Origin of the sequence: Pseudoalteromonas sp. SWN29, assembly GCF_015864465.1 — a bacterium.
Taxonomy (GTDB): Bacteria; Pseudomonadota; Gammaproteobacteria; order Enterobacterales; family Alteromonadaceae; genus Pseudoalteromonas.
In genome coordinates this window covers 1-25,940 of the sequence record NZ_JADYXE010000015.1, presented here as the reverse complement: position 1 = coordinate 25,940, position 25,940 = coordinate 1, and the positions used below count along the sequence as shown (strand labels likewise).

The window sequence follows — 25,940 nt, the reverse complement described above, 5'->3', positions numbered from 1 at the left end:
TTATTCGTACTAAATCTATTTTCAAACTAAGCTATATTAACGCTTAATTGGTATGACCAGTTTTCCTCGGTTACAATTTTATCAAAAATAATTTTAGTTTATTCATAAAGTATTAAGCTGTTTATGGAAAATTGGTAATAGAGCTCTTTGTTTGAAGCACTACTATTTTCTGAAATTTTAAATAATTAGATTCGATAATTTGAAGGTATTCTATTTTCAACTCTATGATTTTGTTTGTTTATGTTTGGTTTTGTTGTGGTTTTTAGAATGTTCCACTGATCCCATGGTAACAATTAATTTGTTGACATATTGGCAACAAAAAATATAGCCTTGCTTTACCAGTTTGGCGAGGGCTTTGGTAATGCCAATTTGAATCGTTTTAATTTATTATTGCTATTACCAATTTTTTGAATCGAAAGTCTGTTTATACAATGCGTTTTAAGTTTGGTATTTACTACCAAGTTAAGTTGTTAGGTTATTTGTATACAGATTTAAAGGAATAAAAATAATGGTTAAATACAAAAAGTTACTTATTTGCTCTGCAATTGCTGCGAGCACTTCTTTTGCGCATGCTGCCACGATTGATAACTCGGGTTTTGAAGATGGTTGGAGCGATTGGAATGAAACAGAGCCAGCAGCACTATCTTCAGACGCATATAAAGGCTCAAAGTCACTGAAAATACAAGGCAGCCCAGGGCGTGTTTACCAGAATGTAGATGTAGATCGAAATACTCAGTACACGTTAAGTGCGTACGTACTTGGTAAGGGACAAATCGGCATTAATGATCTTAATGGTTTGTTTAAAAGTGAGAAATTTAACGTTTCTTCGTGGACAAAAGTATCTAAAACTTTCACTACAGCTAGCACTAATTCATTGCAAGTATTTGCTAAGCATGACAATAGCTCAAACGATGTTCGCTTTGACAGCTTTTCATTAACTAAGGGAAGTTCTTCTGGCGGCGGAGACTCGGGTGGTGGTGATACTGGCGGTGGCGACACTGGTAGTGGTTCCGGCATAGCAAGCAATATCACCAACGGTAGTATTTTTGACCTTGAAGGTAACGATCCTCATCCATTAGTAAATAGCGACACTTTAGAGTTTGTACCTCTAGAAGCGCGTCATATTACTCCAAACGGGAATGGCTGGCGTCATGAATATAAAGTAAAAGAAAGTGCACGTGTTGCAATGACCGAAACCTATGAGGTTTTTGAGGCAACTGTAAAAGTTGAAATGTCAGATGGTGGTAAAACGATTATTTCTCAGCACCACGCTAGCGATACGGGTACTATTTCAAAAGTATATGTTTCAGATACAGATGAATCAGGCTTTGATGATAGCGTAGCGGATAACGGAATTTTTGACGTTTATGTTCGCTTGCGTAACACCAATGGTAAAGAAGAAAAGCATGCACTGGGTACTATCAAAAGTGGTGGTTCATTTAATCTAAAAGTAGTTAATAATTACGGTGATGTAGATGTGGCTGCATTAGGTACTACCTTTGGTATTCCGGTAGAAGATGATTCAGAATCTTACTTCAAGTTTGGTAATTACCTACAATCACAAGACCCGTACACACTAGATGAATGTGGCGAATCAGGAAACTCAGATTCATTTAAAGAGTGCTTTAAAGATTTAGGAATTACAAAAGCTAAAGTGACAATGACTAACGTTAGTTATACGCGTAAAACTAACTAATTAATTATTTAGTTATTAAGCAGTTTAAAAGGCCACTCAGTTTAAAGTTGAGTGGCTTTTTTTAATGCTTTTTAAATGTATAAACTTAATTTATAACCATTTTTTATTTTTAAAATACACACCAATACCGCCAGTAAGTACAATCAAAAATATGACAAAAGCACTAAACGCATAAGGGCTTTCTGTACCTGGAATACCTCCTACGTTTACACCTAAAAGACCAGTTAAAAAGCCTAGTGGTAAAAAAAGTGCAGCCACTACAGACATAACGTACATGCGCTGATTTAATTGCTCAGATACTTGGTTAGTGATTGTTTGTTGAATGATTTGTGCACGCTCAATAGAGCTTTCCAGTTCCTCTAAATAACGAATAAGTAAGTTAGTGGTTTCATTTAACTTTGCTTTATCGTCATCTAGTAGCCACGGATAGTGATTATTTACCATTGAGCTGAGTGCTTCTTTTTGCGGTTTTAAATAGCGCTTTAAAGCGATGGTTTGGCGGCGCAATTGCGATAAACCTTGGTTATCAAATTTTTTGCTTGGCTCATCTATTTCTTCTTCAAATTCGTCGAGTGTTTCATCTAGTGAGTCAATAACGCTTTGCATACGTGAGGTTAGTTTTTGCGTTATAGAGCATACAAGCTCAGAAATATTGCATGGGCCTTTATTTTCATTTAAACAGGCCAGTGTATCTTGCACCGATAATAAACGGCGCTTACGGGTGGTAATTAAAATATTTTCGCTGATGAATAAACGGATTGAAACCATGTCTTCAGGACTTTGTGCTGGATTTAAATTAACACCTCGTAAAAATAACATGTGCCCATTAGTTGTGGCCGTAATGCGCGGGCGTGTTTCATCAGCAATTAAAGAATCTAGCTCGTAATCGGTTAGGTGAGACTGTACTTTTAACCAGTCGACGGCTTCACTTTGGCTATAATCCATATGAACCCAAAGTTTACCTTGTCCTGGTTGCCAGCTATTTAGCTCATTAGTGCTTTCAATAGAGCGTGCGCCACCTTTTTCGTCAAGCACAAGGGCATGTAGTAAACCATTAATCATAATTAATTCTCATAATAGTGTATTTTTAATACTGTTAACTATAGTGTATCTACTTAGTTGCTTACAGACTTACCTTTACTTTTAATAAGTTAAGTTTAAATCGCAAAAAATATGCAGAGCCTCTGTGCTGAGTAAAGTGACATAAAGTACTACTTAGCAAGGCGCGCATTGTGTGACCAGTTGCTTAAAAAGATCAATTTAATTTACTAATCGACTAGATAAATTTATTTCGTTGGTGTTTTTTTGCCTGTAGCGTATAAGTCACTTTTTTATTAAGGGCACATTTATGACAGCAAAGATCACCGTTGGTTGGCGTGAGTGGTTAAGTTTACCTGAGCTTGGTATTAACGACATAAAAGCAAAAATTGATACAGGCGCTCGCACTTCATGTATTCATGCAATTAACATTGAAGAGTACGAAGAAGATGGCGAAAAATGGGTTAAATTTACAGCCCAACCACTGCAAGATGATGAGAAAACTCAAATTACTTGCAAAGCAAAAGTTAAAAAAATGAAGTACGTAACCAGCTCAAGTGGGCAAAAAGAACTACGCTACTTTATAGAAACTACGTTGCATGCAGGCGAGCATAGTTGGCCGATAGAGCTTACTTTAACAAGCCGTGCAACAATGAAGTTTAGAATGTTATTAGGGCGTACAGCCATGGAAAATCGTATAGTCGTTGACCCGGCTTTATCTCAACTATTAGGTCGTAAGGTTTAACTATGAAAATCGGTATTTTATCTCGCAACAGAAAATTATATTCAACACGTCGCTTAATTGAGGCGGCAGAAGCACGCGGTCACGAAGTTAAAGTGATTGATGCATTGCGCTGTTATATGAATATCAATTCTGAACAACCAGAAATTCACTATCGCGGTGAAAATTTAAAAGAATTTGACGCAATCGTCCCGCGTATTGGTGCATCAGTAACATTTTATGGCTGTTCGGTACTTCGTCAGTTTGAAATGATGGGTGTTTACCCTGTAAACGAATCAGTCGCTATTTCTCGTTCGCGCGACAAATTACGCTCACTTCAGTTACTTTCGCGTAAAGGCGTTGGTATGCCAGTAACAGGCTTTGCTAGCAAACCAGATGATGTAAAAGACTTACTAGAAATGGTAGGTGGTGCACCGGTAGTAATTAAGTTACTTGAAGGTACACAAGGCATTGGTGTTGTACTTGCTGAAACACGCAAAGCAGCTGAAAGTGTTATTGAAGCGTTTATGGGTTTAAAAGCCAATATTATGGTTCAAGAATATATTAAAGAAGCAGGCGGTGCAGACATTCGTTGTTTCGTATTAGGCGACAAAGTAATAGCCGCAATGAAACGCCAAGCACAAGAAGGTGAGTTCCGTTCTAACCTTCACCGTGGTGGTAGTGCTACATTAGTTCGCATTACGCCAGAGGAACGTAAAACGGCAGTAGCAGCGGCTAAATCAATGGGTTTGAACGTAGCGGGTGTTGATTTACTTCGCTCATCTCGTGGACCACTTGTGATGGAAGTAAACTCATCACCAGGTTTAGAGGGCATTGAAATAGCAACAGGTAAAGACATTGCAGGCATGGTGATTGACTTCATCGAAAAAAATGCTTCAAGTAAAGGAACAGCAACACGTGGCAAAGGTTAAAATTAACCGCCCTTTTTCCTTATTAGGAGAAAGTGTAGGCGTAGGCGAGCGTAAAACGCTTGCCTTAGAGGCAGCTAAACTTTACACCCATTCACCCCTTAATATTCCTATTGAAGTGGTTAACGGTGTAATGGAAGGTCCTGTGCTTATGGTGTGTGCGGCTATTCATGGCGATGAGCTAAATGGCGTAGAAGTTGTACGTCAGTTAATTGCTAAAATAGACCCAAGCCAACTGCGCGGAACGATAATCGCTGTGCCTATTGTGAATGTGTTTGGCTTTATTCATAAATCGCGTTACTTACCAGACAGACGCGATATGAACCGTAGTTTCCCAGGTTCTGAGCGTGGCTCTCTAGCTGGGCGTATGGCGTATATGTTTTTTAATCAAGTGGCAGTACATTGTACTCACATTATTGATTTGCATACTGGCGCTATTCATCGAACTAATTTACCGCAAATTCGCGCTAACTTAGAGGATGAAGCAACCGCTGATATGGCTAAAGCATTTGGTACGCCTGCAGTTATAAATGCATCATTGCGTAATGGTTCATTACGAAGTGAAGCTGCAAACCTAGGTATACCGGTTATCACCTACGAAGCGGGTGAGGCACTACGCTTTGATCCGATCGCGATTGCGGCAGGTGTTCAGGGTGTTGACTATGTTATGCGTCACTTAAAAATGATCCGTGGCAAGCGTCCTAAAAAACTACCAGATCCTATTATTGCAGGTTCAACAAGTTGGATACGTGCTGAAGTTGATGGGATTGTGCGTGCGCAAGTATCATTAGGTGAGCATGTAACTAAAGGCCAAGTGCTTGCTTATATAAGTAGCCCGCTGGGCGACTCTGAGCTTGAACTTTTAGCGCCGAAAGGCGGTATTGTTATTGGTCAGCAAACTATGCCATTAGTAAATGAAGGTGATGCGGTATTCCATCTTGCGTATTTTGCTAGTGATAATAGTTTAGTAGAGCAACAGCTAGAGAACTTTATTGACGAGATAAACGATTTAGATGAAGAGCTTAAAACAGCTGAGCTAAATAACTAATAGCTAAACTAAATTCTGTTTAGCTAAGCATTAAAAAGCCGCAGTAGGTAATTAATTACTTACTGCGGCTTTTTTGTTGATATTGCTTTATAAACTATGTTTTTTAGGACCAATAATGCGCTTTATAACGGGCACTTTTGTTGGCTTTGGTTCTTTATTTAAAACCATGACAGGGCGGGTTACAAAAAGGTTGTTAGGGTAAATTACGCGGTGCCCATCAATGTGTTCAAGCACAACATTCATTAAGCCCATTTCAACAATGCGGCCTTCAACATGATTCGCACCATCAATAATACGTACCCAATAGCCAACACGGCAGTCGTTTTGAATAAACATCAGTAAAAATGCGGTAAGGTTACTCAATAGCGACCACGCGGCAAAAAGTGCTACGCCTAACATGGCAAATAAAGAGGAGCCTAAAACCAATAAGCCACGCAGCTCTATACCCCAAAATACTAAAACTAAACACAGCACGACAAAGGCGAGTATAATTTTTAGTAGCAGCTCTGCACGATATTTTCGGTGCAAATCTACTTTTCCCTTAATCGCTTTTTCGAGTAAATTTTTGGTTATTTTTAATAGCAGAGGGAAAGCCAAAATAGCGATTATAGTGACAATTAATTTATATTGTGATGCAAACAATTCTAAAAATTCTATTATTTCCACATTAGACCCTGAGCTTTCATAACAATTTAGTTAAATTATAAGTGCTTAGTTTAACGCGTTTGTATTATTTAAAAAGTGTTTTTAACGCTCACTAACCACTGTACTGAGTCCACATCGTCGTAGCTATCAATGGGGGCTGCAATATCAATGTGAATCATAGTGCCTGAGTTTGCACGACTCGGTGCTAAACGAAGACCAACACCTACATTTTTTAATACATGTGCGTTTTCGCCATTATTTTCATCGTTAAACCATGCTCGGCCTACGTCCACAAAAGCGGCTCCACCCACTTTAAATAGTTGCAGTAAATCGTACTCCCAGTAATAACGTTTTTCTAGATTAACTAAAAAACTACGGTCGCCATGTTGATAATCCATAGGGTAACCACGCAGGCCAGTTTCGCCGCCTAAAGTAAGCTGCTTATCGGCGGTTAAATTTTTAGCATATTGGACTCTGGCTTTTACATACCAAGATTGGTCTTCACTGGTATTTAAATAATATTGTACTTGGCTGGTGGCCATAAAGTTTTCGAGCTTTTTCTGTTCTTTATTCCAATAGCCATCAATATCAGCACTAAAGCGCCACAATGTTCTATCGGTGGTAAAGTGCGCTTTTTTAAAGTTAAATGAATACACCGCGCGGCTATCGTCATTACTTAATGACTCGTCTGAATAACCAATTAAGCTTTTAATATTCCAGCCTAAATTTAAATCTTCTGTGCGAGATATGCTGTCAAAGTTTCGTACTTTTATGTAGTTATCTTCAAACCAATGGCCGCTTATAAAGGGGTAGCTTAAGCTTCTGTCATCGGCAAGTGGTGCAAAGGTCGTGTCTATCGCTTCAAAGGTATGTTGCTCGTCGGTATAGCCTAAGGTTAAGCGCTGGGTCCAATTATTATTAAGCGCTTTAGAGTGCCCGATAAATGCACGGTTTAAATCGGTAGTTTGCTCAAATTCACTAAACTCTTCGCCGCGTTTATATAGCGACTCTTCGCGCTGCTCAGAATAGCTTAAAATACCGTAACTAAAAGGAGTGTCTATCGCAAAAAATGGGTAGGTTAGCTCAAGCAAATGGCGCTTACCGTCGCTGTTATCAGCGTATTCTAATCGACCTCGGTAACGTGTAGATAAAATATTAGGATCGTCGTAAACAAATAAGTAGCCGCTTCTGTCACTGTCGGTCGTACGAGATAAAGAAAGACGCTTACCCCAACCAAGCAAGTTCGACTCTCTAAAACCTATACTCGATTTGTTTTCTCCGCCGCTACGGCTAAAGTTTACTTCAGGTAAAAGTGTCCATAAATCGCGGGTAACCACCTCTACGTTAACGTCGCCGTCGCAGTTTTCGGTTGCACTAATTTGGGCATCATATAAGTAACTTTCTTTACGAAGTAAACGCTCAGACTCGGCAAGTTTTTTAGCATCGTACTTGTCACCAGGGGAGAATAATAAAAGGTTATTTATTACATCGGGCTCTGTTTGAATATGTGCACGATTAGCAAATCGGAATAGGGCATTATTTTCCTCTTCAAGCTCAGTATTAAATACATTAAGTTGCTTGAGCTTTATTGAGGCTATTTTAGCGTTATTGCTACTGTGCGAGAGGGTTGTTTTGTCTTGAACTTCTCGGCGTAAGTTTTTATTTGTGCTTAAATCTGTCTGTTCTACAAGGCAGTTATCAGTTTTCGTTGAAGATTGTTGTGCGAATGCATTAGGCACATAAAAGCTTAAAACCGTTAAGCTAATACAACATTGTGCTATCCATTTCTTGTTCACCATTAAACCTCTTTACTGCTACGTAGCAAATGACTATCGTAATATCAGCTTACATCATTGTTATTATAATGTAAGTAAAAGGTATGGATTTTGAAACTAATTAATTGTTACTCATATTCACTTATGTTAATAACCAGCTTGGTTTAGAGCCGCCTGTGCGCTGGGCATTAAAAGCTAGCTTAAATAAAATGCTAAAGCGGCTAATAAGTGCTCAGCTTCATGGCCTTCGGCATTAATCCAAATACTTTGGCTGTAATGCTCATAGTTTAAATTAAAGGTCAGCTGATTATAGGTAAAACGAACTTGATGGCGATCAGCGCCTGCAGAGTATTCGTTGATGGTTACGTCATCTGAGTGTAAAAAGAGTGTGCTCCACAGCTCAAAGTCTTCATCGTGTGGAGGCTCGACTGGTGTAATTAAAATGTATTTATGGGCGTGGTCATATTCTATTTGGGTCATAACATTCTTAATTTGTAGCTAGGTAATTGCGAATTGCAGTTAAAAATTCGCCGCCGTACTTATTTAACTTAGTAAAACCGACACCCGACACTTTTAAAAACTCACTGTCGTTTGTTGGCATAAGCTGCGCCATTTCGGCTAACGTTTTATCATTAAATACAACATAAGGTGGTACATCGTCGGCATCAGCAAGCTCTTTACGTAGTGCGCGTAGGCGAGCAAACAATTTTTTGTCGTAATTAAATTGCGCTAACTTATCTTGATAAACGTGTTTGGCTTGCAGGCGTGGCTCGGCTAACTGCAGTGCGTACTCACCTTTTAAAATGGCACGCGCGGCTTCTGTTAATCTGAGTGACGCACCTTGCGTAATATCTTGGCTAAGTAAGCCTTGATGAATAAGCTGGCGTAAAATACTAAGCCAAAATTCACTGCTTTTATCTTTACCTATGCCGTAAGTGCTTAGCTCATGATGATTGTTATCGCGTATGCGGCTAGTATTTGCACCACGTAGTAATTCAACAATGTACCCAAGACCAAAGCGCTGGTCAGCTCTATACACGCACGAAAGTGCCTGTTGGGCAACCAATGTACCGTCAAAGCTTTTTGGCGGATTTAAGCAAATATCGCAGTTGCCGCAAGGCTCACGTTGATACTCACTAAAGTAATTAAGTAATATTTGCCTACGACATGTTTGCGCTTCAGCAAAACTTGCCATGGCGTTAAAGCGTTGCTCTTCTACGCGGCGGCGTTGTTCGTCGTCTATGTCTTCAAAAAAGCGTCTTACACGGCCAATATCAGCTGGATCAAAGTACATTATGGCTTCTGCGGCAAGTCCATCTCGCCCAGCACGCCCCGTTTCTTGATAGTACGACTCTATACTTTTTGGAATATCGTAATGCAGTACAAAACGCACGTTAGGCTTGTTTATACCCATACCAAAGGCAACGGTTGCGACCACTATTTGTATATCGTCACGGGCAAAACCAGTTTGTACAAATTGTCGTTGCTCGTTACTCATACCAGCATGGTAAGCGGCGGCGTTTAGCCCTGCATCAGCCAATTTTTCGGCAATGTCGTCTACACGTTTACGGCTGGTACAATAAATAATACCGCTTTGGCTTTTTTGCTCTTTTAAGTAGCGAAGCAATTGCACCATAGGTTTAAACTTTTCTTCTATGGTGTAGCGAATATTAGGTCGATCAAAGCTGCCAGTATGAATATAAGGCTGTTGTAGTTTTAGTTGCTCAACTATATCAAAACGGGTGGCTTTATCGGCAGTTGCAGTCAGCGCCATCATAGGAACATGTGCAAAGCGCTGCTTTAATTCGTTTAAGCGGAAGTAGTGCGGTCTAAAGTCGTGACCCCAATGCGATACACAGTGCGCCTCGTCTATTGCAAATAAACTCACATTTAAATGCGACAAACGCTCTAAAAACTCGCGTTGTAATACTTTTTCAGGTGCTACATATAAAAGCTTAATTTGCCCCTGATGAAGCTGTTGATACACCAATTGCTGCTCTTCTCGCGCTAAGCTGTTATTAACGTAAGCGGCTTTTACTCCAAGTGCTTGCAGTTGCGTTACCTGATCTTGCATTAGCGATATAAGCGGAGATATAACAATAGTTACACCTTCAAGCACTAAAGCAGGAATTTGGTAGCACACCGATTTTCCGCCACCGGTGGGTAGTAATACCAGTGAGTCTTGGCCATTAATAGCAGCATCAATAACTGCTTTTTGACCGTCGCGAAATTCACTGTAGCCAAACACTTGTTTGAGGACAGTTTCGGGTTTACGCACTAGTGTGCTCGAAGAAGGAGTTGATGTATTCATTGGCGGGTATTTTAGTGGTTTTTTAGTGAGATGTCTTTAGCTGAGTTACTTAACCTTACCCCTATTGTAAGTAAATTTAACTCTGCTAGTGTTGAGATAGCTTTTTAATATCAGGCCTGTTGTAAATACTTAACGAGAGTCTCGTAGTTTGGCTCAAGTTATGCTTTACTCATCGTACCAGTATAAGCATAGAGAATAATAATGAATAAAGAAATGTTAATTGAACAAGTCGGCGCATTGTTTGTAAATGGTATGCCCTTTAATCAGTTTTTAAATATCTCGGTTGAGTCACTTACTCCAGAGCAAGCAAAAATAAGTTTTCCTTGGCAAGATGTATTTATAGGAAACCCTGCGCAAAAAATATTACACGGTGGCATTATTTCAGCCGTTCTCGACAACGTAGGAGGCATGCTCGCGGCAGCGAGTGTAATTGATAAATTAACCGATATAGACATTAAGAGTGTACAGCAAAAGCTAGCAACCCTTGGCACTATTGATTTACGAACCGATTATTTGCGCCCAGGAAAAGGAGAGAGCTTTATAGCGAGCGCCACACTTATTCGCTCAGGTAATAAAGTCTGCGTGTGCAGAATGGAATTACATAACGAACAGTCTGTTCAAATTGCTTTTGGGACTGGCACGTATTTAGTTGGATAAAACACCTACGGCAAGTAAACTGTCGGCCTTTTAAATCATTAAGTGTTTATTATGTCGATTGATACCGAGCAGCGTAAAGGTGCTATTTTTGCTTGTCTTGCTTTTTTAATGTGGGGCCTTGCGCCAATATATTTTAAGTTAATTCAGCATGTTACTGCCTTTGAGATTTTAATGCATCGGGTTGTTTGGTCGGTTGTATTTTTAGTACTGGTAGTGAGTGTTTTAAAGTATTGGGATAAAGTTAAACGCATCATTGTTCAGCCTAAGCTTTTGCTTATGCTTGTTATTACCTCTGCACTGCTTGGCTTTAACTGGGGTTTATTTATATGGGCTATAAATAATAACCACATACTTGATGCAAGTTTGGGATACTACATAAACCCTCTTTTAAATGTATTGCTGGGTATGCTCTTTTTAGGCGAACGCTTACGTAAGTTTCAAGGCGTAGCAGTAGCACTTGCCTTTAGTGGTGTTGTACTGCAGCTAATTAGTTTTGGCTCGTTTCCGGTAGTGGCATTTTCACTGGCTATATCGTTTGCACTTTATGGTTTATTACGTAAAAAGTTACCGGTTGAAGCCTTACCGGGTATTTTGCTAGAAGCACTTATATTGCTGCCTGTGGCACTAATTTATTGGTGGTTAATGGTGCCTACACCAACATCAAGCCTGCCAGCTAACGATTGGCATACTAATGCACTACTTATAAGTGCAGGCATTGTCACTACACTACCGTTGTTGTGTTTTACCGGAGCCGCCAAACGCTTGCAGTACACTACACTGGGCTTTTTTCAGTACATTGGGCCAAGCCTAATGTTTATATTGGCAGTGGTGTTTTACGGGGAAGTATTTGACGCTGAGAGATTAGTTACGTTTGCATGTATTTGGAGTGCACTGGCTATTTTTAGTTGGGACTCTTATCATCAATCACGCAAACGTAAAAAAGCGGCTATTACAGCCGCAGAAGTATGATTAACTAATAGAATGGTCAACTAACTACTTTATTACGACCAGATTCTTTAGCGTCGTAAAGCTTCAAATCGGCCTGTTTTAATAATTCATCAATTTGATAAACAGGCCCATCTGCAAAACCAATAGATATAGTAAACTTGATTTTTTCTTTACTAAACTCTTGGCTATTCGCTTCTATAAAATACCTAAAGCCTTCAAGCCTTTTTAAGGATTCTTGCTTATCAGCATCTGCAAAATAAACCGCAAATTCTTCTCCGCCTAAACGTGCAACTAAATGTTTTTCAAAATACTTACTAAAACAGATTGATAGTCCTTTTAATACTTCGTCGCCTACATCGTGTCCGTATGTGTCGTTAATCGCTTTAAAGTGATCAATATCAAGCATCGCTAAAGCACCATCACCTTTAGCACGTTTAATTTTCTTTAGTGACTTTTCAGCTTTTTCGAAAAAGTAACGGCGGTTTGGTAAATTAGTAAGGTAATCAGTATTAGCCTGTCGTTTTATGGTGGCCATAAGTTCTAACATATCGACGTTTTGGCTAAGTCTGCAATAAAACTCTTCATTATTAAAAGGTTTATGCAGGTAATCGTTTGCGCCATTTTTTAAAAACAAAGTTGATAAATCAGACGAGTCTGCGGCTGAAATACCTATAATCACTTTTTCATCGTTATTATATAAACGGCGAATTTCGGTACACAATTCATCACCGTTCATATTTGGCATTTCATTATCAGTGATAATAACCGAGATGTCAGGAGCAGCTTCAAGCATCGCAAGTGCTTCTTTTCCATCTTCTGCTTGTAATATTTGATATTTATGGCGTGCAAGTAAATTACATATATAACTTCGTGTAGAGGCTAGATCGTCAACAACGAGTACTTTTACATTTTCGTTGCGAGTTAGTCTCAGTAATTGCTTTTCTAAATATTGGTAAGCTTGTTTGTTTTCTTTAATGATGTAATCGATGATTGGATATTTTTCTACTGTATCGCGAGTTTTTTTATCAATATTACCTGTCATTACAATCGTTGGAATGTCAGCATTTACAGTGCAAGGTACTGCCTCGCCAGACGGGGCATCTGGTAAAATAAAATCGACTACAGCGCAAAAGTAACTGTTTTTACTTATTAGTTCTTTTGTTTGTGCTAATGACTCTGCTATATCAACTGCATACCCTGCTTTAAGCGCGATATGCTTTTGCACTCGCGCCATTGCAGGTGTATCTTCAACTATTAGTATTTTTCGCGTCACGTAACACCTTGTTTATATTTTGCAAAATGATTTGCTTATATAAGTTGTAACTGTTAAAACGCAAAAAAGCAAATAACTTAAGTACTTACAGGTTATCAGCTTCTGAATAATACTCTTGGCTAATTGGTGCTGGTCCTGACATTTTTGAGCGGCCAAACAAGGTATGAAACTTACTTTTGCAGGTCGTTAGCTTTAAATATTTTACCCAAGCACGTTCAATTGGGTTAGTCGGTTCTTGTGAGCCAGTGACTACTGCTACAAACTGTTCTTGATGTTCGTTTTGCGGCTCAATTGTTTTGCTATATAAGCCTCTTAAAACAACACCGTGTTGTTCTAATATACTGGCTTCTAATAAGGTGAAGTTTCCGCTGCGGCCAAAACCACGTGGAAAATTCTGATCATCATAAAATTGACGTTGGCTAACAAATGCTTGGCGTAGTAATGAAATGTTATTGCTCATAGCTTTATCCTCATACCCTATTAATTAGCTGGAGTATGATGCAAGTTTGGCAATTTATTAAACAAATTATTTTTATCGTGAGGATAAAAAATTGGATATCGATTTATTAAAAACATTTGTTGAAGTAGTGCGTACGCGTCACTTTGGTAAAGCGGCCGAAAACCTTTATATTACGCAGTCTGCAGTGAGCTTTAGAATTCGCCAATTAGAGCAAGGGCTTGGGGTTAATTTGTTTATTCGCCAGCGCAATAATATTCAACTTACCGCACCGGGGGAGCGTTTATTACCTCACGCTCAAATGATTATTACAGGTATGCAGCGCGCCAAAGTAGATGTTGCACTTGCCGATAATATGCATAAGCAAATTAGCTTAGCAGGAACGCCTAATATTTGGGATGCTTTTTTACAGTTTGGTATAACAAATATTGTATCGGCAATGCCGGGCGTGTCGTTGGTTGCAGAAGTTAAAGCACAGCAAGAAAGCACACGGCTTTTATTAGAGCGCACTCTCGATTTGGCTATATTATTTGATCCACCAAAAGTAGATGAACTCGTAGTAGAGCGTATTTGTGAGTTACCCATTATTCCAGTAAGCGGATACGACACGGCTACCAACGAAAACTTTTTTGATAATCAATATGTGTATGTTGATTGGGGAACCACTTTTTCACTTTGGCATGCGCGCCAATTTACCGGTAAAACGCCTCCTTACTTTAGAACCAGCACAGGACGTATTGCGCTTGATTTAATACTGCAATGTGGCGGTAGTGCATTTATACCGCAAGTTTTGGTAGAAGGGCATTTAGAAAAAGGTGAGCTGTTTCATGTTAAAGGGGTAGAAAATACCTCGCGAGACGTATTTATTGCGTATCACAGAGACAACGAGCAAAAAGAGCTAATAGAAACCTTAGTTAATTTACTTTCGCAAATGACGCCAAGCTTGTCATTAAAGCAAGATAAGTAAGTACGGCCGTTTATTAAATTTTCATGTTATTTAGATTTCACATTTAATGCATTTTTATTAATTTAAAAAGACAAAAATATTTCGGTTGTAATATTACTGTCATTTATCAATGACAAAATGCAGCTGTTTTAAAAATTAGTCTTTTGTGATTATCCAAGGAAATAACATGAAATTTGTAAAATCGAGCTTATGCTTAGCACTATTAAGTGGCTTATCTTTTAATGCACTTGCCGACGTAGATATTTACGGTAAAGCGAATGTAACAGTGCAATCGTCTGACGATGGCGAAGGGTCTTTTACTGAGATTAAAAGTAATGCATCTCGTCTTGGTGTTAAAGGTTCTGAAAAAATAAATGAGAGTTTAGAAGCCGTTTATAAGTTCGAATTTCAAGTTGACGTGTCTGATGCTGATTCAAAAGGCGATAACGACGACAATATCTCTGCGCGTAATCAATATGTTGGTTTAAAAGGTGCATTTGGCCAAGTTGTAATTGGTCGTAACGATACTGCGCTTAAGCAATCTCAAGGTAAGTTAGATTTATTTAACGACCTTGAAGGCGATATTAAAAATGTATTTAAAGGTGAAAACCGTTTAGGAAACACTGTTAGCTACTCATCAAACTCATACGAAGGCTTTAAAGTACTTGCTACTTTTGTAGCTGAAGACGATGTAGACGCTGATAACGGTTACTCAATGGCGGTTACTTACGGCGACGTTGCACTTAAAAAGAGCGCGGTATACGCCTCTATTGCAGCCGATAGCGAAGTAAATGGCTACGATGTAGTACGTGCTTCAATCCAAGGTAAAGTTGAAAACTTTAAGTTAGGTGCAATGTACCAAACACAAGAAAAGGTAGACGGCAGCGCAGAAGCTGACGGTTACTTATTAAATGCAGCATACAGCATGGGTAACAACACATTTAAAGTGCAATACCAAGATATGGATTTTGACGACAGTGATGATAAGTCAGCAATTTCAGTTGGTATTGATCACAAATTAAATAAAAACATTAAGGTATTTGGTTTTTACTCAAGCTTCGACATGGACAACAACGTTGACCAAGATTACGTAGGCTTAGGTATGGAATACAAGTTTTAACGACTAGTCTAATTAGTTAGAACACTCCCTTTTTAACCGCGCTCCTTTGAGCGCGGTTTTTTTGCTTTAAATTATTTACCCGCCCATAATAGACCCTCATTTGGAATGAGGTGCAAATCCTCAACTATTCCCGTAACTGTAATTAGTACAACGCTTTAAGTCAGATACAAATGAGCAATACAAATCAGCATAAATATTTGAACAATTTAACGAATTAAATTTATCGCTTAATAAGTTCTATATCTAAGTAGATTGGTATAATTTTTTAACGAGCGGGTTTACTCATTTTTATTAATGCACTAGTTATTGTTAGTTGTATTGTTAGTGAGTACACGCCTACCAAGGACTCACTGTTGCACACTAAATCAGCGCTAAACACGCCTTTACTTAACGTTAAAAATGTTTCGTGGGGGATTGCCAACAAAAGCATTTTAAATGATATTAATTTGCAAATATCGCCAGGTAAGTTTGTGGGTTTAATAGGCCCAAATGGGGCGGGTAAGTCGAGTTTGCTGCGTTGCTTATATCGTTTTAACCGGCCAACATCAGGGCAGATTACTTTTAATAACCACGATATTTGGCAATTAAAAAGTGATGAGTACGCAAAAAAAGTAGCGGTTGTTTTACAAGAAACCCCTTCGCAATTTAACTTGAGCGTATTTGATGTTATTGCACTTGGGCTTACTCCGCATAAATCGCTATTTAGTTCAGTAACCAGCAGCGATAAACAAAAAATTACTCAAGCAATAAATACTGTAGGGCTTGAACAACACAGTAATCAAAGTTTCGAATCGCTCTCAGGCGGTGAAAAGCAACGTGCCTTGATAGCTCGTGCGATAGTCCAGCAACCTCAACTATTAATTATGGACGAACCAACCAGCCATTTAGATGTTAAATACCAAATACAAGTTATGGAGCTGGCTAAATCGTTGGGTGTTACTGTGTTTGCATCGTTTCATGACTTAAACCTAGCCGCTGCAATGTGCGATGAACTAGTCGTTATTAAAAACGGCGAAATTACGCATACAGGCACGCCAACTGAGGTATTAACTGAAAAGATGCTAGGTGATGTTTTTGGTGTCTGCGCCCAAGTAAATAGCCACCCGCAGTTATCTAAATCGGGAAGTAGCATTCCTCACATTACTTACTTTTATGGTTATGAATAATATGAGCGCAGTTAATACTCGTCACTCACTTGCACTATGTATAAGTATTGCAGCTGCTTTATTTAGCTTATTTGCTGCACTTAGTTTTGGCGCAGCAGAGACCTCACTTCAAGACGTATTAAATAGTTTTTTACTCTCAAATGATGCGTCTTTTAATACGCGAATTATTTACGAGCTAAGAATGCCACGCACGTTACTTGCCTTTTTAGCGGGCTCTGGTTTAGCCATTGCGGGGCTTATTTTACAAACAGTAACGCGTAACCCTTTAGCCGATCCTTACTTATTTGGTATATCGTCGGGTGCCTCTTTTGGGGTGGTGTTACTTATGGCATTTGCCAGTATTAGCGCAGGCTTTATGTTATCGGCAGCGGCACTGTTAGGTAGCTTACTCGCTATGAGCTTATTAATACTCATAGCAGGCAGGCAGCAAAGTGGACAGGTAGAATCAATGTTATTAGCAGGTGTTGCGCTGTCATTTTTATTTAGTGCTTTTACTAGTTTGTTACTTTATTGGAGCGATCCTCAGGCGGTAGCTGCTATTTTATTTTGGACACTGGGCAGCTTTGCTCGTGCACAGTGGGCTACGCTTTGGTTGCCTTTATTGGTAATCACATTGTGTACGTTTGTAATGCTGAGCTTTAGAAGGCAACTCAATGCGATGTTACTTGGCGATGAAAGCGCAATTACATTAGGTGTTAGGGTGCAGCGCTTTAGAATACTTATGCTGGTTTTGAGCTCATTAATTACCGCTGTGCTGGTGGCTATGTGTGGTGGTATTGGGTTTGTAGGTTTAATGGTGCCGCATATTGTGCGCTTTTTTATATCCCAAGGCACCATCGCGGGATTGCTAGTAACCAGCTTAGTGGGCGGTACATTTATGGTGTGGGTTGATGTACTTTCGCGCTCCTTGCTAAAAAACCAAGAGCTGCCCGTAGGCGTTATTACTGCTGCTATTGGTAGCGTGTTCTTTTTAAGTTTATTGTTTTTTAGAAAGCGAAAGGTATAACGCTATGAAAACATTAATGGTGCAAGGCACTACATCAGATGCTGGTAAAAGCACCTTAGTTGCCGCCCTTTGCAGAGTGTTTGCTAAGCGTGGGGTAAAAGTGGCACCTTTTAAACCACAAAATATGGCACTTAATAGCGCTGTAACAAAAGACGGCGGCGAAATTGGTCGTGCACAAGCTTTGCAAGCAATAGCGGCTAAAGTAGAGCCCGAAATAGACTTTAATCCCATATTGCTTAAACCTAATAGCGACACGGGCGCACAAGTTATTATTCATGGAAAAGCCATTAGTAATATGGAAGCGGGAAAATATCACGACTATAAAAAAGTGGCGATGGATGCAGTAATTACCTCACATAACCGCTTAGCTAAACGCTTTGATTTACTCCTTGTTGAAGGGGCAGGTAGCCCCGCTGAAATAAACCTACGCGAAAACGATATTGCTAACATGGGTTACGCCGAAGAGGTAGATTGCCCTGTCATTATAATTGCCGATATAGACAAAGGCGGCGTATTTGCACACTTGGTAGGCACGCTTGCGTTGTTAAGCGAGTCAGAACAAGCGCGCGTAAAAGGCTTTGTTATAAACCGCTTTAGAGGCGATATAAGTTTATTGCAAGGCGGACTTGATTGGCTTGAAGAATACACAAATAAACCCGTACTTGGCGTATTACCTTATTTGCACGACCTAGCGCTTGATGCAGAGGACGCCGTTGCAATTGATAATAACGTAACCAATGCCACAATTAATATTGCAGTGTTGCTTGTACCACATATTAGTAACCATACCGATTTTGATGCACTGCGTTTGCACCCAAACATTAATATAAATTATGTGCGCCATACGCAAACGATCCCCGACGTTGATCTAATAATTATCCCAGGCAGTAAAAATGTGCTGGGCGATTTAAATTTTTTGAAAAATGAAGGCTGGGACACTCAAATTAAGCGCCACTTACGCTATGGTGGAAAAGTACTTGGCATTTGTGGCGGTATGCAAATGTTGGGCAATACGCTCAACGATCCCGAGGGTATTGAATCATCATTAAAGCAAGTAAATGGGCTTGCTCTATGCGATTTTGAAACCACGCTGACAGCACAAAAAGTATTAACCAAAATAACCGCTACACTACTTTTAAATAACCAACAAACACTCTGTAGTGGTTACGAAATACATGCAGGTATTAGCCAAGGTGCAGCGCTTAATAAGCCATTTTTAACCTTTGACGAAAACCACCCGAATGGTTTTACGTTTGATGGTTTTATTAGTGACGATAATGCTATTGCAGGCACCTATTTACATGGTTTATTTGATGAAGCCGATGCGACATCGCAAATTTTAAAATGGGTAAAGCCAAGCGCTACCATTAACCCTATTAGTATTGCCGATCACCGCGAGCAGCAGTTAGAGCGCTTAGCAACCATGTGCGAAACGCATTTAAATATACAGCAAATTATCTCGATTTATGAAGGGCACAATAATGACTGAACAAAACAACGATAAGCACCAGCAGCGCCAACAAAAAGTAAAAGAGCAAGTAGATGCGCGCGTTGCTGCCGCGCAAGATGTAAAAGGTATTTTTCAGGTAATTACCGGTAATGGTAAAGGTAAATCAACCTCAGGTTTTGGCGTTGTAGCTCGCTGCGTAGGGCATGGTAAAAAAGCCGCTGTGTGCCAATATATTAAAGGCACGTGGGAGTGTGGTGAGCGTAATTTATTACAAGGTGCAGGCGTTGAGTTTGTTGTAATGAACACCGGTTTTACCTGGGATACGCAAAATAAAGAAGCCGATACCGCAGCCGCGCAAGCAACATGGCAAGAGTCAAAACGCATGCTTGCTGATAGCAGTATTGATTTAGTATTACTCGATGAGCTTACTTATATGGTGACCTACGGCTACGTTGATTTAGATGAAGTGATAACAGCGCTTAATAACCGCCCACCAATGCAGTCAGTTATTATTACAGGGCGTGCAGCGCACCGTACTTTAACCGACCTTGCCGACACTGTAAGCGAAGTGCGTAATGTAAAACACGCATTCGACTCTGGTATAAAAGCGCTTGAAGGGTTTGATTACTAATGTTTAGAGCGTTTTTTATTGGGCTGCTGCTTTTTAGTTTATCGGGCAGTGCACTTGCAGAGCAGACTGAGGATTCTAAAAAGCTGCGAATAATCGCGCTTGCACCACATATAGTCGAAAACCTATTTGCCATAGGGGCGGGCGATAATATTGTGGGCACGGTTGATTACGCCGACTATCCTGCTGAGGCCCAAAGTATTGAGCGCATAGGGGGTTATTACGGCATCTCGCTTGAAAAAGTATTGGCGCTTAAACCCGACTTAGTTATTGCGTGGAAAAGCGGAAATCAAAGCGAAGATTTAGCCCAAATAGAACGTTTAGGCATAAAAGTGTATTTGAGTAATCCCACCACAATCGCTGGTGTAGCCGACGAGTTACTTACTTTTGGTGAATTTACAGGAAATATTGAGCAAAGCCAGCAAGTAGCAAGTGCATTTATTACTAAGCTCCAAAATATTAAAAAACAGCAGCAGGGCAAAAAAATAGTAACTGCGTTTTATCAATTATGGTCAGAACCGATGATGACAGTAGGTAAAAATACGTGGATAAGCCAACTGATTGAAACATGCCATGTAAGTAATGTATTTGCCGATAGCGTTACAGATTATCCGCAAATTAGTATCGAAAATGTCATTGTTACTAAGCCACAAGTTATTATTATCCCTGATGAAAAATCAAAAACACCACAACCGATTGTTAATTGGCAAAAGTGGCCAGAAGTGCCAGCCGTTAAAAATGATCAATTTATTAGCGTAAATGCCGATTTATTACATCGGTTTACCCCGCGTATGCTAGATGGACTTGCGGATATGTGTGATAAAATAGACGCATCACGTAAACAGATTAAGAGTACACAATGAGCGATTGGGCCACATTTTTAGAAAGTGAATTACAGCAACCTTATATGCAACAAACGTTAGAGTATGTGGCTAATCGCCGCAATGAAGGCGTTGCTGTTTATCCGCCTGAACCTCAAGTGTTTAGCGCTTTTGATGCCACAGCACTTAATAACATTCGCGTTGTAATTTTAGGGCAAGACCCATACCACGGTGAAGGCCAAGCACATGGTTTGTGTTTTTCGGTATTGCCTGAAGTTAAAAAACTGCCACCGTCGCTTAAAAATATGTATAAAGAGTTAGCTACCGACATTACTGGTTTTACTATTGCTGATCACGGTTACTTGCAAAGTTGGGCAGATCAAGGCGTGTTTTTACTTAATACCGTACTGACCGTTGAGCAAGGGCAAGCGCATTCCCATAAGCATTTAGGGTGGGAGCAATTTACCGATAACGTAATAGCGCACATTAATGAACACTGCGAAGGTGTAGTCTTTATTTTATGGGGCGCACATGCACAGAAAAAAGGTAAGGGCATAGACAGCGCTCGCCATCATGTTTTAAAAGGGCCGCACCCATCGCCACTTTCGGCGCATAGAGGCTTTTTTGGTTGTCAGCATTTTTCAAAAACGAATGAGCTATTACAAGCCCAAGATAAAAAGCCGATTAACTGGCAGGTGTAAATAACCTGGGCTCTGAATAATAAATTTATCTCATACAGCTAATTTCAGCGCATTAAAAAAGGCTTTCATATAATGAAAGCCTTTTTGTTTAGTTGGGACGTATTGAATTAAAAATTTAGCTCATCAATCGCAATACTGTCTGTAAAAAAATCATATTCCTGTAATTCTTTACGTAAGCGGTGTTTGTCTTTTATTGCTTCTATTTCCCGCCATTTTCTTTTTTTATTTTTCTGAGAGGTTTTCCTTGTTGTATCTGGTCCTTCTAATATCTCTAATATATCGTTTAGGCTATCCATGTACTTCTCCTATTGATTTTATTGACCTCAAGAATACCTATACCACAGGCCTAGCTAAAATAGAACAAGAAAGTGACAGTAATGTTACGAGGATGTGATGAGTTGATGAAGGTTTATACGAAGATTGTATGAAGTGATATCAATATTTATATTAAGGAATAGCGTATTTTAGGCATAAAAAAACGCCGCAATAGCGACGCTTTTTAAAGTATGTTTAAAGCAAATTACATTGCTTTAAAACGTGCTTCCAGTTGTTCTTGTGCATCAGCAAAAGAGCGAATACCTTCAGCTAGTTTTTCAGTAGCCATAGCATCTTGGTTATGTAACCAACGGAACTGTGCTTCTGTTAAAGGCTCTGGTTTTGGCTCTTGTGGAACATCGCTTTCTAGCAAGTATTCTTGTGCGCCTTCTAAGTTACCTAAATCTTCTAAAAGATTAGGGCTAATAGTTAGCTTGTCACAACCAGTAAGTGCAATAATTTCGCCTGTATTACGGAAACTTGCACCCATCACAACTGTTTTGTAGTCATGGCGTTTGTAAAATTCAAAAATGCTGCGTACAGACTGAACACCTGGATCTTGTAGCGGATCGGTTGGTTTTTCCATACCGTTAGCAACGTGCCAATCTAAAATACGACCAACAAATGGCGAAATTAAAAATACATTTGCATCGGCACACGCGCGGGCTTGGGCATCGCTAAATAATAAAGTAAGGTTACATTTAGTGCCTTCTTTTTCTAGCTGCTCAGCGGCTTTAATACCTTCCCATGTAGACGCAACTTTAATTAAAATTTTGTCTTTGCTTACGCCTTCTTTTTCGTAAAGGCTAAGTAGAGTATGTGCTTTATCAATTGTAGCTTGCGTATTAAACGAAAGGCGTGCATCTACTTCAGTAGAAATATAACCAGGTACAATAGCGCTAATTTCTTTACCTAGTAATACGGCAAAGTAATCACATGCTAGTTCAAGTTGTTTAGCAGGCTCTTGCTCGGTTTCTTTTGCATAGCTCCAAGCTTTATTTAGATAAGGCTTATAAGCTTCAATCTCGCTCGCTTTTAATAAAAGCGACGGGTTTGTTGTTGCATCTTCTGGTTGATGCTTTTTGATCGCTTCAATATCGCCAGTGTCGGCCACGATAGATGAATGTTGTTTTAGCCTTTGTAGAGCTGAAGTCATTTGCTTTCCTCATTCCAAGCAAGTTAAAAGAATAATCTAAACACTCTTAATATATACAATCCATACTGCAACAGTGTGACAATGCTTGATAGGTCTTATGTCCTGATCAATAAAAAAACGGCAATGCATGGGTTATTAAGAGAGGATTTATTTAAACAAAACGTGCTTTTCGTTTCATTTAATGTTGAAATTGACACTAAATAAATTACAAGTCAATAGCTAACTATGATCACTGTTATTTCACCTGCAAAAAATCTTGATTACGAAACGCCACCCGCAACAGACAAGTTCACTCAGCCTGAATTACTAGAGCACAGCGAAGAGCTCATGAAAGTATGCCGTGAACTAACACCAGCGCAAATAGGCAGTTTAATGAAAATTAGCGATAAGCTCTCAGGGCTTAACGCAGCACGCTTTAGCGAGTGGGCGCAGCCGTTTACAAAAAGCAATGCTAAACAAGCCGTACTTGCCTTTAATGGCGATGTATACGGCGGTTTAGATGCAGGTACCCTTAAAGCGAGTGAGCTTGATTACGCACAAAACCACTTACGTATCCTTTCGGGTTTATATGGCTTACTAAAACCACTTGATTTAATGCAAGCTTACCGCCTTGAAATGGGCACCAAGCTTGAAAACCCACGTGGCAAAAACTTATACGAGTTTTGGGGCAGCGTAATAGCGAATAAACTAAACGACGTGTTAAAAGCGCAAGACGCACAATACCTAGTTAACCTTGCTTCAAACGAATACTTTAAAGCGGTAGATAAAAATGCATTAAATGCACAAATTATTACCCCACACTTTAAAGACTGTAAAAACGGTCAATACAAAGTAATTAGCTTTTACGCTAAAAAAGCACGCGGCATGATGGCGCGCTACATTATCGAAAATAAAATAACGCAATTAAGTCAGCTTAAAGAGTTTACTGTGGCGGGTTATTATTTTAGCCCTGAGGCAACAGCAAAAGAGCTTGAGCCCGTATTTATGCGCGACGAACAAAATTAGGTTTATAAGCTTAAATAAAAATTTGAAAGCCATGCATCGCATGGCTTTTTTGATGTTGGCGTTATATTTGCAATCTCATCTAATATTAATGAGAACACTAATTAAATAGGTGCAAATAAAATGATCAGCATTCCGTCAGTAGGCGAAGCCGAAAAACTAATAGAAGAAAAGCTCGGAGGGTGGTTTGATGTTGTAATAAGCCATATCCCTAATTTTATAGTTGCGATACTGATCGCAATTGTGTTTTCAATATTGGCGCGCTTTGCTGGCAAGCTGATGAAAAACGTATTACGCAGCTCCCTCGATTCAAAACAAATTGCCGATTTAATGGCTTCAATATTTAAAGTTATTGTTTTGTGTATCGGTTTATTTATAGCGCTCGATTTTGTTGGCTTAAAAGGCACAGTTACCTCACTACTTGCTGGTGCGGGTATTGTGGGCTTAGCAATTGGTTTTGCGTTTCAAGATATGACCGAAAACTTAATAGCCGGTATTGCCATGGGTGTACGCAAACCATTCAAAACAGGTGACGTAATAGAAACCGATGACGTGTTTGGTTCAATACATTCTATAAACCTGCGAAACACGCTAATAGAGAGCTTTTACGGGCAGTTAATACTAGTACCAAACAAAGTATTATTTAGAAATGTACTAAAAAATTACACCACTTTAGGCGTTAGGCGCATAGAAGTACCTGTTGGTATTTCGTATGGCGATGATATAGAAAAAGCAAAAGACGTTATAGTCGAAAAAATTAATGAATTCGACTTTGTAATACGCAAAGACGAAACCGCGGTATACGCCGAAGGTTTTGGCGACAGCAGCATTAATTTACTGGTGTGGTTTTGGATTAAATACCCAGGTGAGCCTGACTTTATGACGGTACGCCACAAAGGTGTTGTTGCCGTTAAGCAGGCACTCGATGAGGCTGACATTAGCATTCCATTCCCAATTCGCACTTTAGATTTTGGTATTAAAGGCGGCGAAAAACTCGATGCCATGATCAGCGATAAAATAAGACAGCAATCATCAAATAAAGGCAGAGGTGATGATGCTGATTCAAACCAAAGTGAGTAATTTAGTTAAAACTCATTAGGCAAAAGCATTGGGAAATAGTTACTTACCAACAGCGCATTTTTACAGAGTAAAAATGCGCTGTTTAATTAGTTCAAGTCACTTTTCTTTATTCATTAATTATTTTCTTCAGCAGATTTTGTAACGTATTTTTTATAAGGTAAGTTTCCCTTTTATCTATTTATTATGCAATTATTGGTTATACAAGGTGTATTTTTTTAGATATTAGGATTACAAACAAATGAAGTTAAAGATTAAATGGTTTACAAAAATAATTTTATTTTCAAGCCTAGTTATTAGCTTTATTTCAGTAGGTAACGAATATAATGCTAAATATGATGTGAGTTATAAATTAAATATAGATAACAATACCGCTGAAATACTTTTTCTCGATAAAAACAAAAACCTTACCTCTACATTAATCTTACCAAATAAAGCGGCATATATTGAAAAAGAGAAGTTACGAGAGTTTTGTAGCTCAGATGATGTTTTATGCCCTAGAAAAAGTTATGAAAGTAACGTTATCACTTGGTCACCTGATAATGAATATTTAGCTGTGTTTGTGGGTAATACAAAAGGGTTTTGGTTTATCCCCAGTAAAGAGATAACAAAAGCCGCATTCAATAAAAATAATGTAGTTAAAGTCGGCGTACATACTCAAAACGATAAAATAAATATTGCTCTATTTCATGGCGCGGCAGGATGGGTTGATAATCATCATTACGTTTTTTCAGCGGGTTTAAGTGGTGACAATTTTGTTTATAAGTTTAACCCAAAAACAAAGGAACTTAAGGGTTTTCCTTTTGAGCTAAATGAAGATTCTACGGTAAGCAGTTTTAAAGAAGTTTTTGTTGAAAGTTTTAATTCACAAAAAAGTAGTTTTAAATTAAGTGATGTTATTCAACAACTAGGGCGTGTTGATCTTTGCGGTATAAAAAACAAACAGCATGAGAATAAGGTATAATTGAATTCGCTAAAAAACGTTACACCGAACCCTCATGCCAAGATTAATGTTAACAGACGCGACATGGAATGTCTTATCAAAAGTAATGCA

General features: G+C 39.1%; 26 protein-coding genes and 1 riboswitch. Of the genes, 17 read left to right on the top strand and 9 right to left on the bottom strand.

From position 1 onward, the window contains the following. Nucleotides 1-508: 508 nt before the first annotated feature. On the top strand, nucleotides 509-1,696 hold the full coding sequence (locus I6F53_RS07635; RefSeq protein ID WP_166419728.1) for a polysaccharide lyase family 7 protein: 1,188 nt from the start codon (nucleotides 509-511) through the stop codon (nucleotides 1,694-1,696). 90 nt (nucleotides 1,697-1,786) lie between these two features. Here the strand turns inward: I6F53_RS07635 and I6F53_RS07630 are convergent, their stop codons facing one another. Beyond that, on the bottom strand, nucleotides 1,787-2,758 hold the full coding sequence (locus I6F53_RS07630; RefSeq protein ID WP_197239080.1) for a zinc transporter ZntB: 972 nt from the start codon (nucleotides 2,756-2,758) through the stop codon (nucleotides 1,787-1,789). 286 nt (nucleotides 2,759-3,044) lie between these two features. Here I6F53_RS07630 and I6F53_RS07625 point away from each other — a divergent pair, with 286 nt between their 5' ends. From I6F53_RS07625 to I6F53_RS07615, 3 genes are read left to right on the top strand one after another with little or no spacing between them, the layout of a single operon-like run. Beyond that, nucleotides 3,045-3,479, top strand: coding sequence for an ATP-dependent zinc protease family protein (locus I6F53_RS07625; protein WP_197239079.1), 435 nt, complete (start codon nucleotides 3,045-3,047; stop codon nucleotides 3,477-3,479). A 2-nt stretch (nucleotides 3,480-3,481) separates the two neighbouring features. Beyond that, complete coding sequence (gene rimK, locus I6F53_RS07620; RefSeq protein WP_002961977.1) at nucleotides 3,482-4,387, top strand: 30S ribosomal protein S6--L-glutamate ligase; 906 nt, start codon at nucleotides 3,482-3,484, stop codon at nucleotides 4,385-4,387. Further along, nucleotides 4,374-5,432 (top strand): succinylglutamate desuccinylase/aspartoacylase family protein, encoded by a 1,059-nt coding sequence (locus I6F53_RS07615; protein ID WP_197239078.1) that lies wholly within the window; start codon nucleotides 4,374-4,376, stop codon nucleotides 5,430-5,432. Before rimK ends, I6F53_RS07615 begins: the two co-directional genes overlap by 14 nt. Before the next feature lie 87 nt (nucleotides 5,433-5,519). On the opposite strand, the gene I6F53_RS07610 is transcribed toward I6F53_RS07615, so the two are convergent. The 4 genes from I6F53_RS07610 to recQ form a co-directional block, all read right to left on the bottom strand. After that, complete coding sequence (locus I6F53_RS07610) at nucleotides 5,520-6,098, bottom strand: mechanosensitive ion channel domain-containing protein (RefSeq protein ID WP_197239077.1); 579 nt, start codon at nucleotides 6,096-6,098, stop codon at nucleotides 5,520-5,522. Nucleotides 6,099-6,166: 68 nt separating this feature from the next. Continuing rightward, nucleotides 6,167-7,876 carry a ShlB/FhaC/HecB family hemolysin secretion/activation protein gene (locus I6F53_RS07605; RefSeq protein ID WP_166421313.1) on the bottom strand — a complete coding sequence of 570 codons (1,710 nt, stop codon included), beginning with the start codon at nucleotides 7,874-7,876 and terminating at the stop codon, nucleotides 6,167-6,169. Nucleotides 7,877-8,047: 171 nt separating this feature from the next. Then, nucleotides 8,048-8,332 carry a DUF3630 family protein gene (locus tag I6F53_RS07600; RefSeq protein ID WP_166421312.1) on the bottom strand — a complete coding sequence of 95 codons (285 nt, stop codon included), beginning with the start codon at nucleotides 8,330-8,332 and terminating at the stop codon, nucleotides 8,048-8,050. A gap of 7 nt (nucleotides 8,333-8,339) precedes the next feature. After that, entirely contained in the window at nucleotides 8,340-10,163 is a 1,824-nt protein-coding gene (gene recQ, locus I6F53_RS07595) for a DNA helicase RecQ (RefSeq protein WP_166421311.1), read from the bottom strand. 201 nt (nucleotides 10,164-10,364) lie between these two features. On the opposite strand from recQ, the gene I6F53_RS07590 reads away from it, so the two are divergent. Further along, the gene (locus I6F53_RS07590) at nucleotides 10,365-10,820 is read left to right on the top strand and encodes a thioesterase family protein (RefSeq protein ID WP_197177943.1); all 456 of its coding nucleotides are present in this window, start codon (nucleotides 10,365-10,367) and stop codon (nucleotides 10,818-10,820) included. A gap of 51 nt (nucleotides 10,821-10,871) precedes the next feature. Beyond that, entirely contained in the window at nucleotides 10,872-11,789 is a 918-nt protein-coding gene (rarD, locus tag I6F53_RS07585; RefSeq protein WP_166421310.1) for an EamA family transporter RarD, read from the top strand. Between the two features lie 16 nt (nucleotides 11,790-11,805). Here the strand turns inward: rarD and I6F53_RS07580 are convergent, their stop codons facing one another. Next, the gene (locus tag I6F53_RS07580; RefSeq protein ID WP_197239076.1) at nucleotides 11,806-13,041 is read right to left on the bottom strand and encodes a GGDEF domain-containing response regulator; all 1,236 of its coding nucleotides are present in this window, start codon (nucleotides 13,039-13,041) and stop codon (nucleotides 11,806-11,808) included. Between the two features lie 85 nt (nucleotides 13,042-13,126). Continuing rightward, nucleotides 13,127-13,501: a DUF413 domain-containing protein gene (locus I6F53_RS07575; RefSeq protein ID WP_166421308.1), complete on the bottom strand. Its 375-nt coding sequence runs from the start codon at nucleotides 13,499-13,501 to the stop codon at nucleotides 13,127-13,129. 91 nt (nucleotides 13,502-13,592) lie between these two features. Here I6F53_RS07575 and I6F53_RS07570 point away from each other — a divergent pair, with 91 nt between their 5' ends. From I6F53_RS07570 to ung, 8 genes are all read left to right on the top strand, one after another. Further along, nucleotides 13,593-14,465, top strand: a complete 873-nt coding sequence (locus I6F53_RS07570) for a LysR family transcriptional regulator (RefSeq protein WP_007583736.1) — start codon at nucleotides 13,593-13,595, stop codon at nucleotides 14,463-14,465. Nucleotides 14,466-14,631: 166 nt separating this feature from the next. Then, nucleotides 14,632-15,564, top strand: coding sequence for a porin (locus I6F53_RS07565; RefSeq protein ID WP_197177941.1), 933 nt, complete (start codon nucleotides 14,632-14,634; stop codon nucleotides 15,562-15,564). A 102-nt stretch (nucleotides 15,565-15,666) separates the two neighbouring features. Continuing rightward, nucleotides 15,667-15,732, top strand: a riboswitch (cobalamin riboswitch). 185 nt (nucleotides 15,733-15,917) lie between these two features. Then, nucleotides 15,918-16,730: an ABC transporter ATP-binding protein gene (locus tag I6F53_RS07560; RefSeq protein WP_197239075.1), complete on the top strand. Its 813-nt coding sequence runs from the start codon at nucleotides 15,918-15,920 to the stop codon at nucleotides 16,728-16,730. A 1-nt stretch (nucleotide 16,731) separates the two neighbouring features. Next, nucleotides 16,732-17,736, top strand: coding sequence for a FecCD family ABC transporter permease (locus I6F53_RS07555; RefSeq protein ID WP_197239074.1), 1,005 nt, complete (start codon nucleotides 16,732-16,734; stop codon nucleotides 17,734-17,736). Between the two features lie 4 nt (nucleotides 17,737-17,740). Continuing rightward, nucleotides 17,741-19,225: a cobyric acid synthase gene (locus I6F53_RS07550; protein WP_197239073.1), complete on the top strand. Its 1,485-nt coding sequence runs from the start codon at nucleotides 17,741-17,743 to the stop codon at nucleotides 19,223-19,225. Then, complete coding sequence (gene cobO, locus I6F53_RS07545) at nucleotides 19,218-19,817, top strand: cob(I)yrinic acid a,c-diamide adenosyltransferase (protein WP_197239072.1); 600 nt, start codon at nucleotides 19,218-19,220, stop codon at nucleotides 19,815-19,817. Before I6F53_RS07550 ends, cobO begins: the two co-directional genes overlap by 8 nt. Beyond that, nucleotides 19,817-20,677 (top strand): cobalamin-binding protein, encoded by an 861-nt coding sequence (locus tag I6F53_RS07540; protein ID WP_197239071.1) that lies wholly within the window; start codon nucleotides 19,817-19,819, stop codon nucleotides 20,675-20,677. The genes cobO and I6F53_RS07540 overlap by 1 nt, the downstream gene beginning before the upstream one ends. Beyond that, nucleotides 20,674-21,336 (top strand): uracil-DNA glycosylase, encoded by a 663-nt coding sequence (gene ung, locus I6F53_RS07535; RefSeq protein ID WP_197239070.1) that lies wholly within the window; start codon nucleotides 20,674-20,676, stop codon nucleotides 21,334-21,336. The genes I6F53_RS07540 and ung overlap by 4 nt, the downstream gene beginning before the upstream one ends. A 107-nt stretch (nucleotides 21,337-21,443) precedes the next feature. Here ung and I6F53_RS07530 read toward each other — a convergent pair whose 3' ends face one another. After that, complete coding sequence (locus I6F53_RS07530; protein ID WP_166421303.1) at nucleotides 21,444-21,632, bottom strand: DUF3545 family protein; 189 nt, start codon at nucleotides 21,630-21,632, stop codon at nucleotides 21,444-21,446. Nucleotides 21,633-21,856: 224 nt separating this feature from the next. Next, the gene (gene tal, locus I6F53_RS07525) at nucleotides 21,857-22,807 is read right to left on the bottom strand and encodes a transaldolase (protein ID WP_007583747.1); all 951 of its coding nucleotides are present in this window, start codon (nucleotides 22,805-22,807) and stop codon (nucleotides 21,857-21,859) included. A gap of 225 nt (nucleotides 22,808-23,032) precedes the next feature. Between tal and yaaA the strand changes: the two genes are divergently transcribed. The 3 genes from yaaA to I6F53_RS07510 all read left to right on the top strand — a co-directional run bounded on the left by yaaA (nucleotide 23,033) and on the right by I6F53_RS07510 (nucleotide 25,850). Further along, nucleotides 23,033-23,812 carry a peroxide stress protein YaaA gene (yaaA, locus tag I6F53_RS07520; protein ID WP_197239069.1) on the top strand — a complete coding sequence of 260 codons (780 nt, stop codon included), beginning with the start codon at nucleotides 23,033-23,035 and terminating at the stop codon, nucleotides 23,810-23,812. A 120-nt stretch (nucleotides 23,813-23,932) separates the two neighbouring features. Further along, nucleotides 23,933-24,889, top strand: a complete 957-nt coding sequence (locus I6F53_RS07515; protein WP_197239068.1) for a mechanosensitive ion channel family protein — start codon at nucleotides 23,933-23,935, stop codon at nucleotides 24,887-24,889. A gap of 238 nt (nucleotides 24,890-25,127) precedes the next feature. Then, on the top strand, nucleotides 25,128-25,850 hold the full coding sequence (locus I6F53_RS07510) for a hypothetical protein (protein WP_197239067.1): 723 nt from the start codon (nucleotides 25,128-25,130) through the stop codon (nucleotides 25,848-25,850). Nucleotides 25,851-25,940: the final 90 nt, after the last annotated feature.

What these genes read in the sequence shown, in the direction of transcription:
- I6F53_RS07630 (WP_197239080.1), bottom strand. Translation starts at nt 2,758, where the DNA reads ATGATTAATGGTTTACTACATGCCCTTGTGCTTGACGAAAAAGGTGGC.
- I6F53_RS07590 (WP_197177943.1), top strand. Translation starts at nt 10,365, where the DNA reads ATGAATAAAGAAATGTTAATTGAACAAGTCGGCGCATTGTTTGTAAAT.
- I6F53_RS07605 (WP_166421313.1), bottom strand. Translation starts at nt 7,876, where the DNA reads ATGGTGAACAAGAAATGGATAGCACAATGTTGTATTAGCTTAACGGTT.
- I6F53_RS07635 (WP_166419728.1), top strand. Translation starts at nt 509, where the DNA reads ATGGTTAAATACAAAAAGTTACTTATTTGCTCTGCAATTGCTGCGAGC.
- I6F53_RS07625 (WP_197239079.1), top strand. Translation starts at nt 3,045, where the DNA reads ATGACAGCAAAGATCACCGTTGGTTGGCGTGAGTGGTTAAGTTTACCT.
- ung (WP_197239070.1), top strand. Translation starts at nt 20,674, where the DNA reads ATGAGCGATTGGGCCACATTTTTAGAAAGTGAATTACAGCAACCTTAT.
- I6F53_RS07510 (WP_197239067.1), top strand. Translation starts at nt 25,128, where the DNA reads ATGAAGTTAAAGATTAAATGGTTTACAAAAATAATTTTATTTTCAAGC.
- I6F53_RS07600 (WP_166421312.1), bottom strand. Translation starts at nt 8,332, where the DNA reads ATGACCCAAATAGAATATGACCACGCCCATAAATACATTTTAATTACA.
- I6F53_RS07530 (WP_166421303.1), bottom strand. Translation starts at nt 21,632, where the DNA reads ATGGATAGCCTAAACGATATATTAGAGATATTAGAAGGACCAGATACA.
- I6F53_RS07555 (WP_197239074.1), top strand. Translation starts at nt 16,732, where the DNA reads ATGAGCGCAGTTAATACTCGTCACTCACTTGCACTATGTATAAGTATT.
- I6F53_RS07575 (WP_166421308.1), bottom strand. Translation starts at nt 13,501, where the DNA reads ATGAGCAATAACATTTCATTACTACGCCAAGCATTTGTTAGCCAACGT.
- tal (WP_007583747.1), bottom strand. Translation starts at nt 22,807, where the DNA reads ATGACTTCAGCTCTACAAAGGCTAAAACAACATTCATCTATCGTGGCC.
- yaaA (WP_197239069.1), top strand. Translation starts at nt 23,033, where the DNA reads ATGATCACTGTTATTTCACCTGCAAAAAATCTTGATTACGAAACGCCA.
- I6F53_RS07550 (WP_197239073.1), top strand. Translation starts at nt 17,741, where the DNA reads ATGAAAACATTAATGGTGCAAGGCACTACATCAGATGCTGGTAAAAGC.
- I6F53_RS07565 (WP_197177941.1), top strand. Translation starts at nt 14,632, where the DNA reads ATGAAATTTGTAAAATCGAGCTTATGCTTAGCACTATTAAGTGGCTTA.
- I6F53_RS07540 (WP_197239071.1), top strand. Translation starts at nt 19,817, where the DNA reads ATGTTTAGAGCGTTTTTTATTGGGCTGCTGCTTTTTAGTTTATCGGGC.
- rimK (WP_002961977.1), top strand. Translation starts at nt 3,482, where the DNA reads ATGAAAATCGGTATTTTATCTCGCAACAGAAAATTATATTCAACACGT.
- cobO (WP_197239072.1), top strand. Translation starts at nt 19,218, where the DNA reads ATGACTGAACAAAACAACGATAAGCACCAGCAGCGCCAACAAAAAGTA.
- rarD (WP_166421310.1), top strand. Translation starts at nt 10,872, where the DNA reads ATGTCGATTGATACCGAGCAGCGTAAAGGTGCTATTTTTGCTTGTCTT.
- I6F53_RS07515 (WP_197239068.1), top strand. Translation starts at nt 23,933, where the DNA reads ATGATCAGCATTCCGTCAGTAGGCGAAGCCGAAAAACTAATAGAAGAA.
- recQ (WP_166421311.1), bottom strand. Translation starts at nt 10,163, where the DNA reads ATGAATACATCAACTCCTTCTTCGAGCACACTAGTGCGTAAACCCGAA.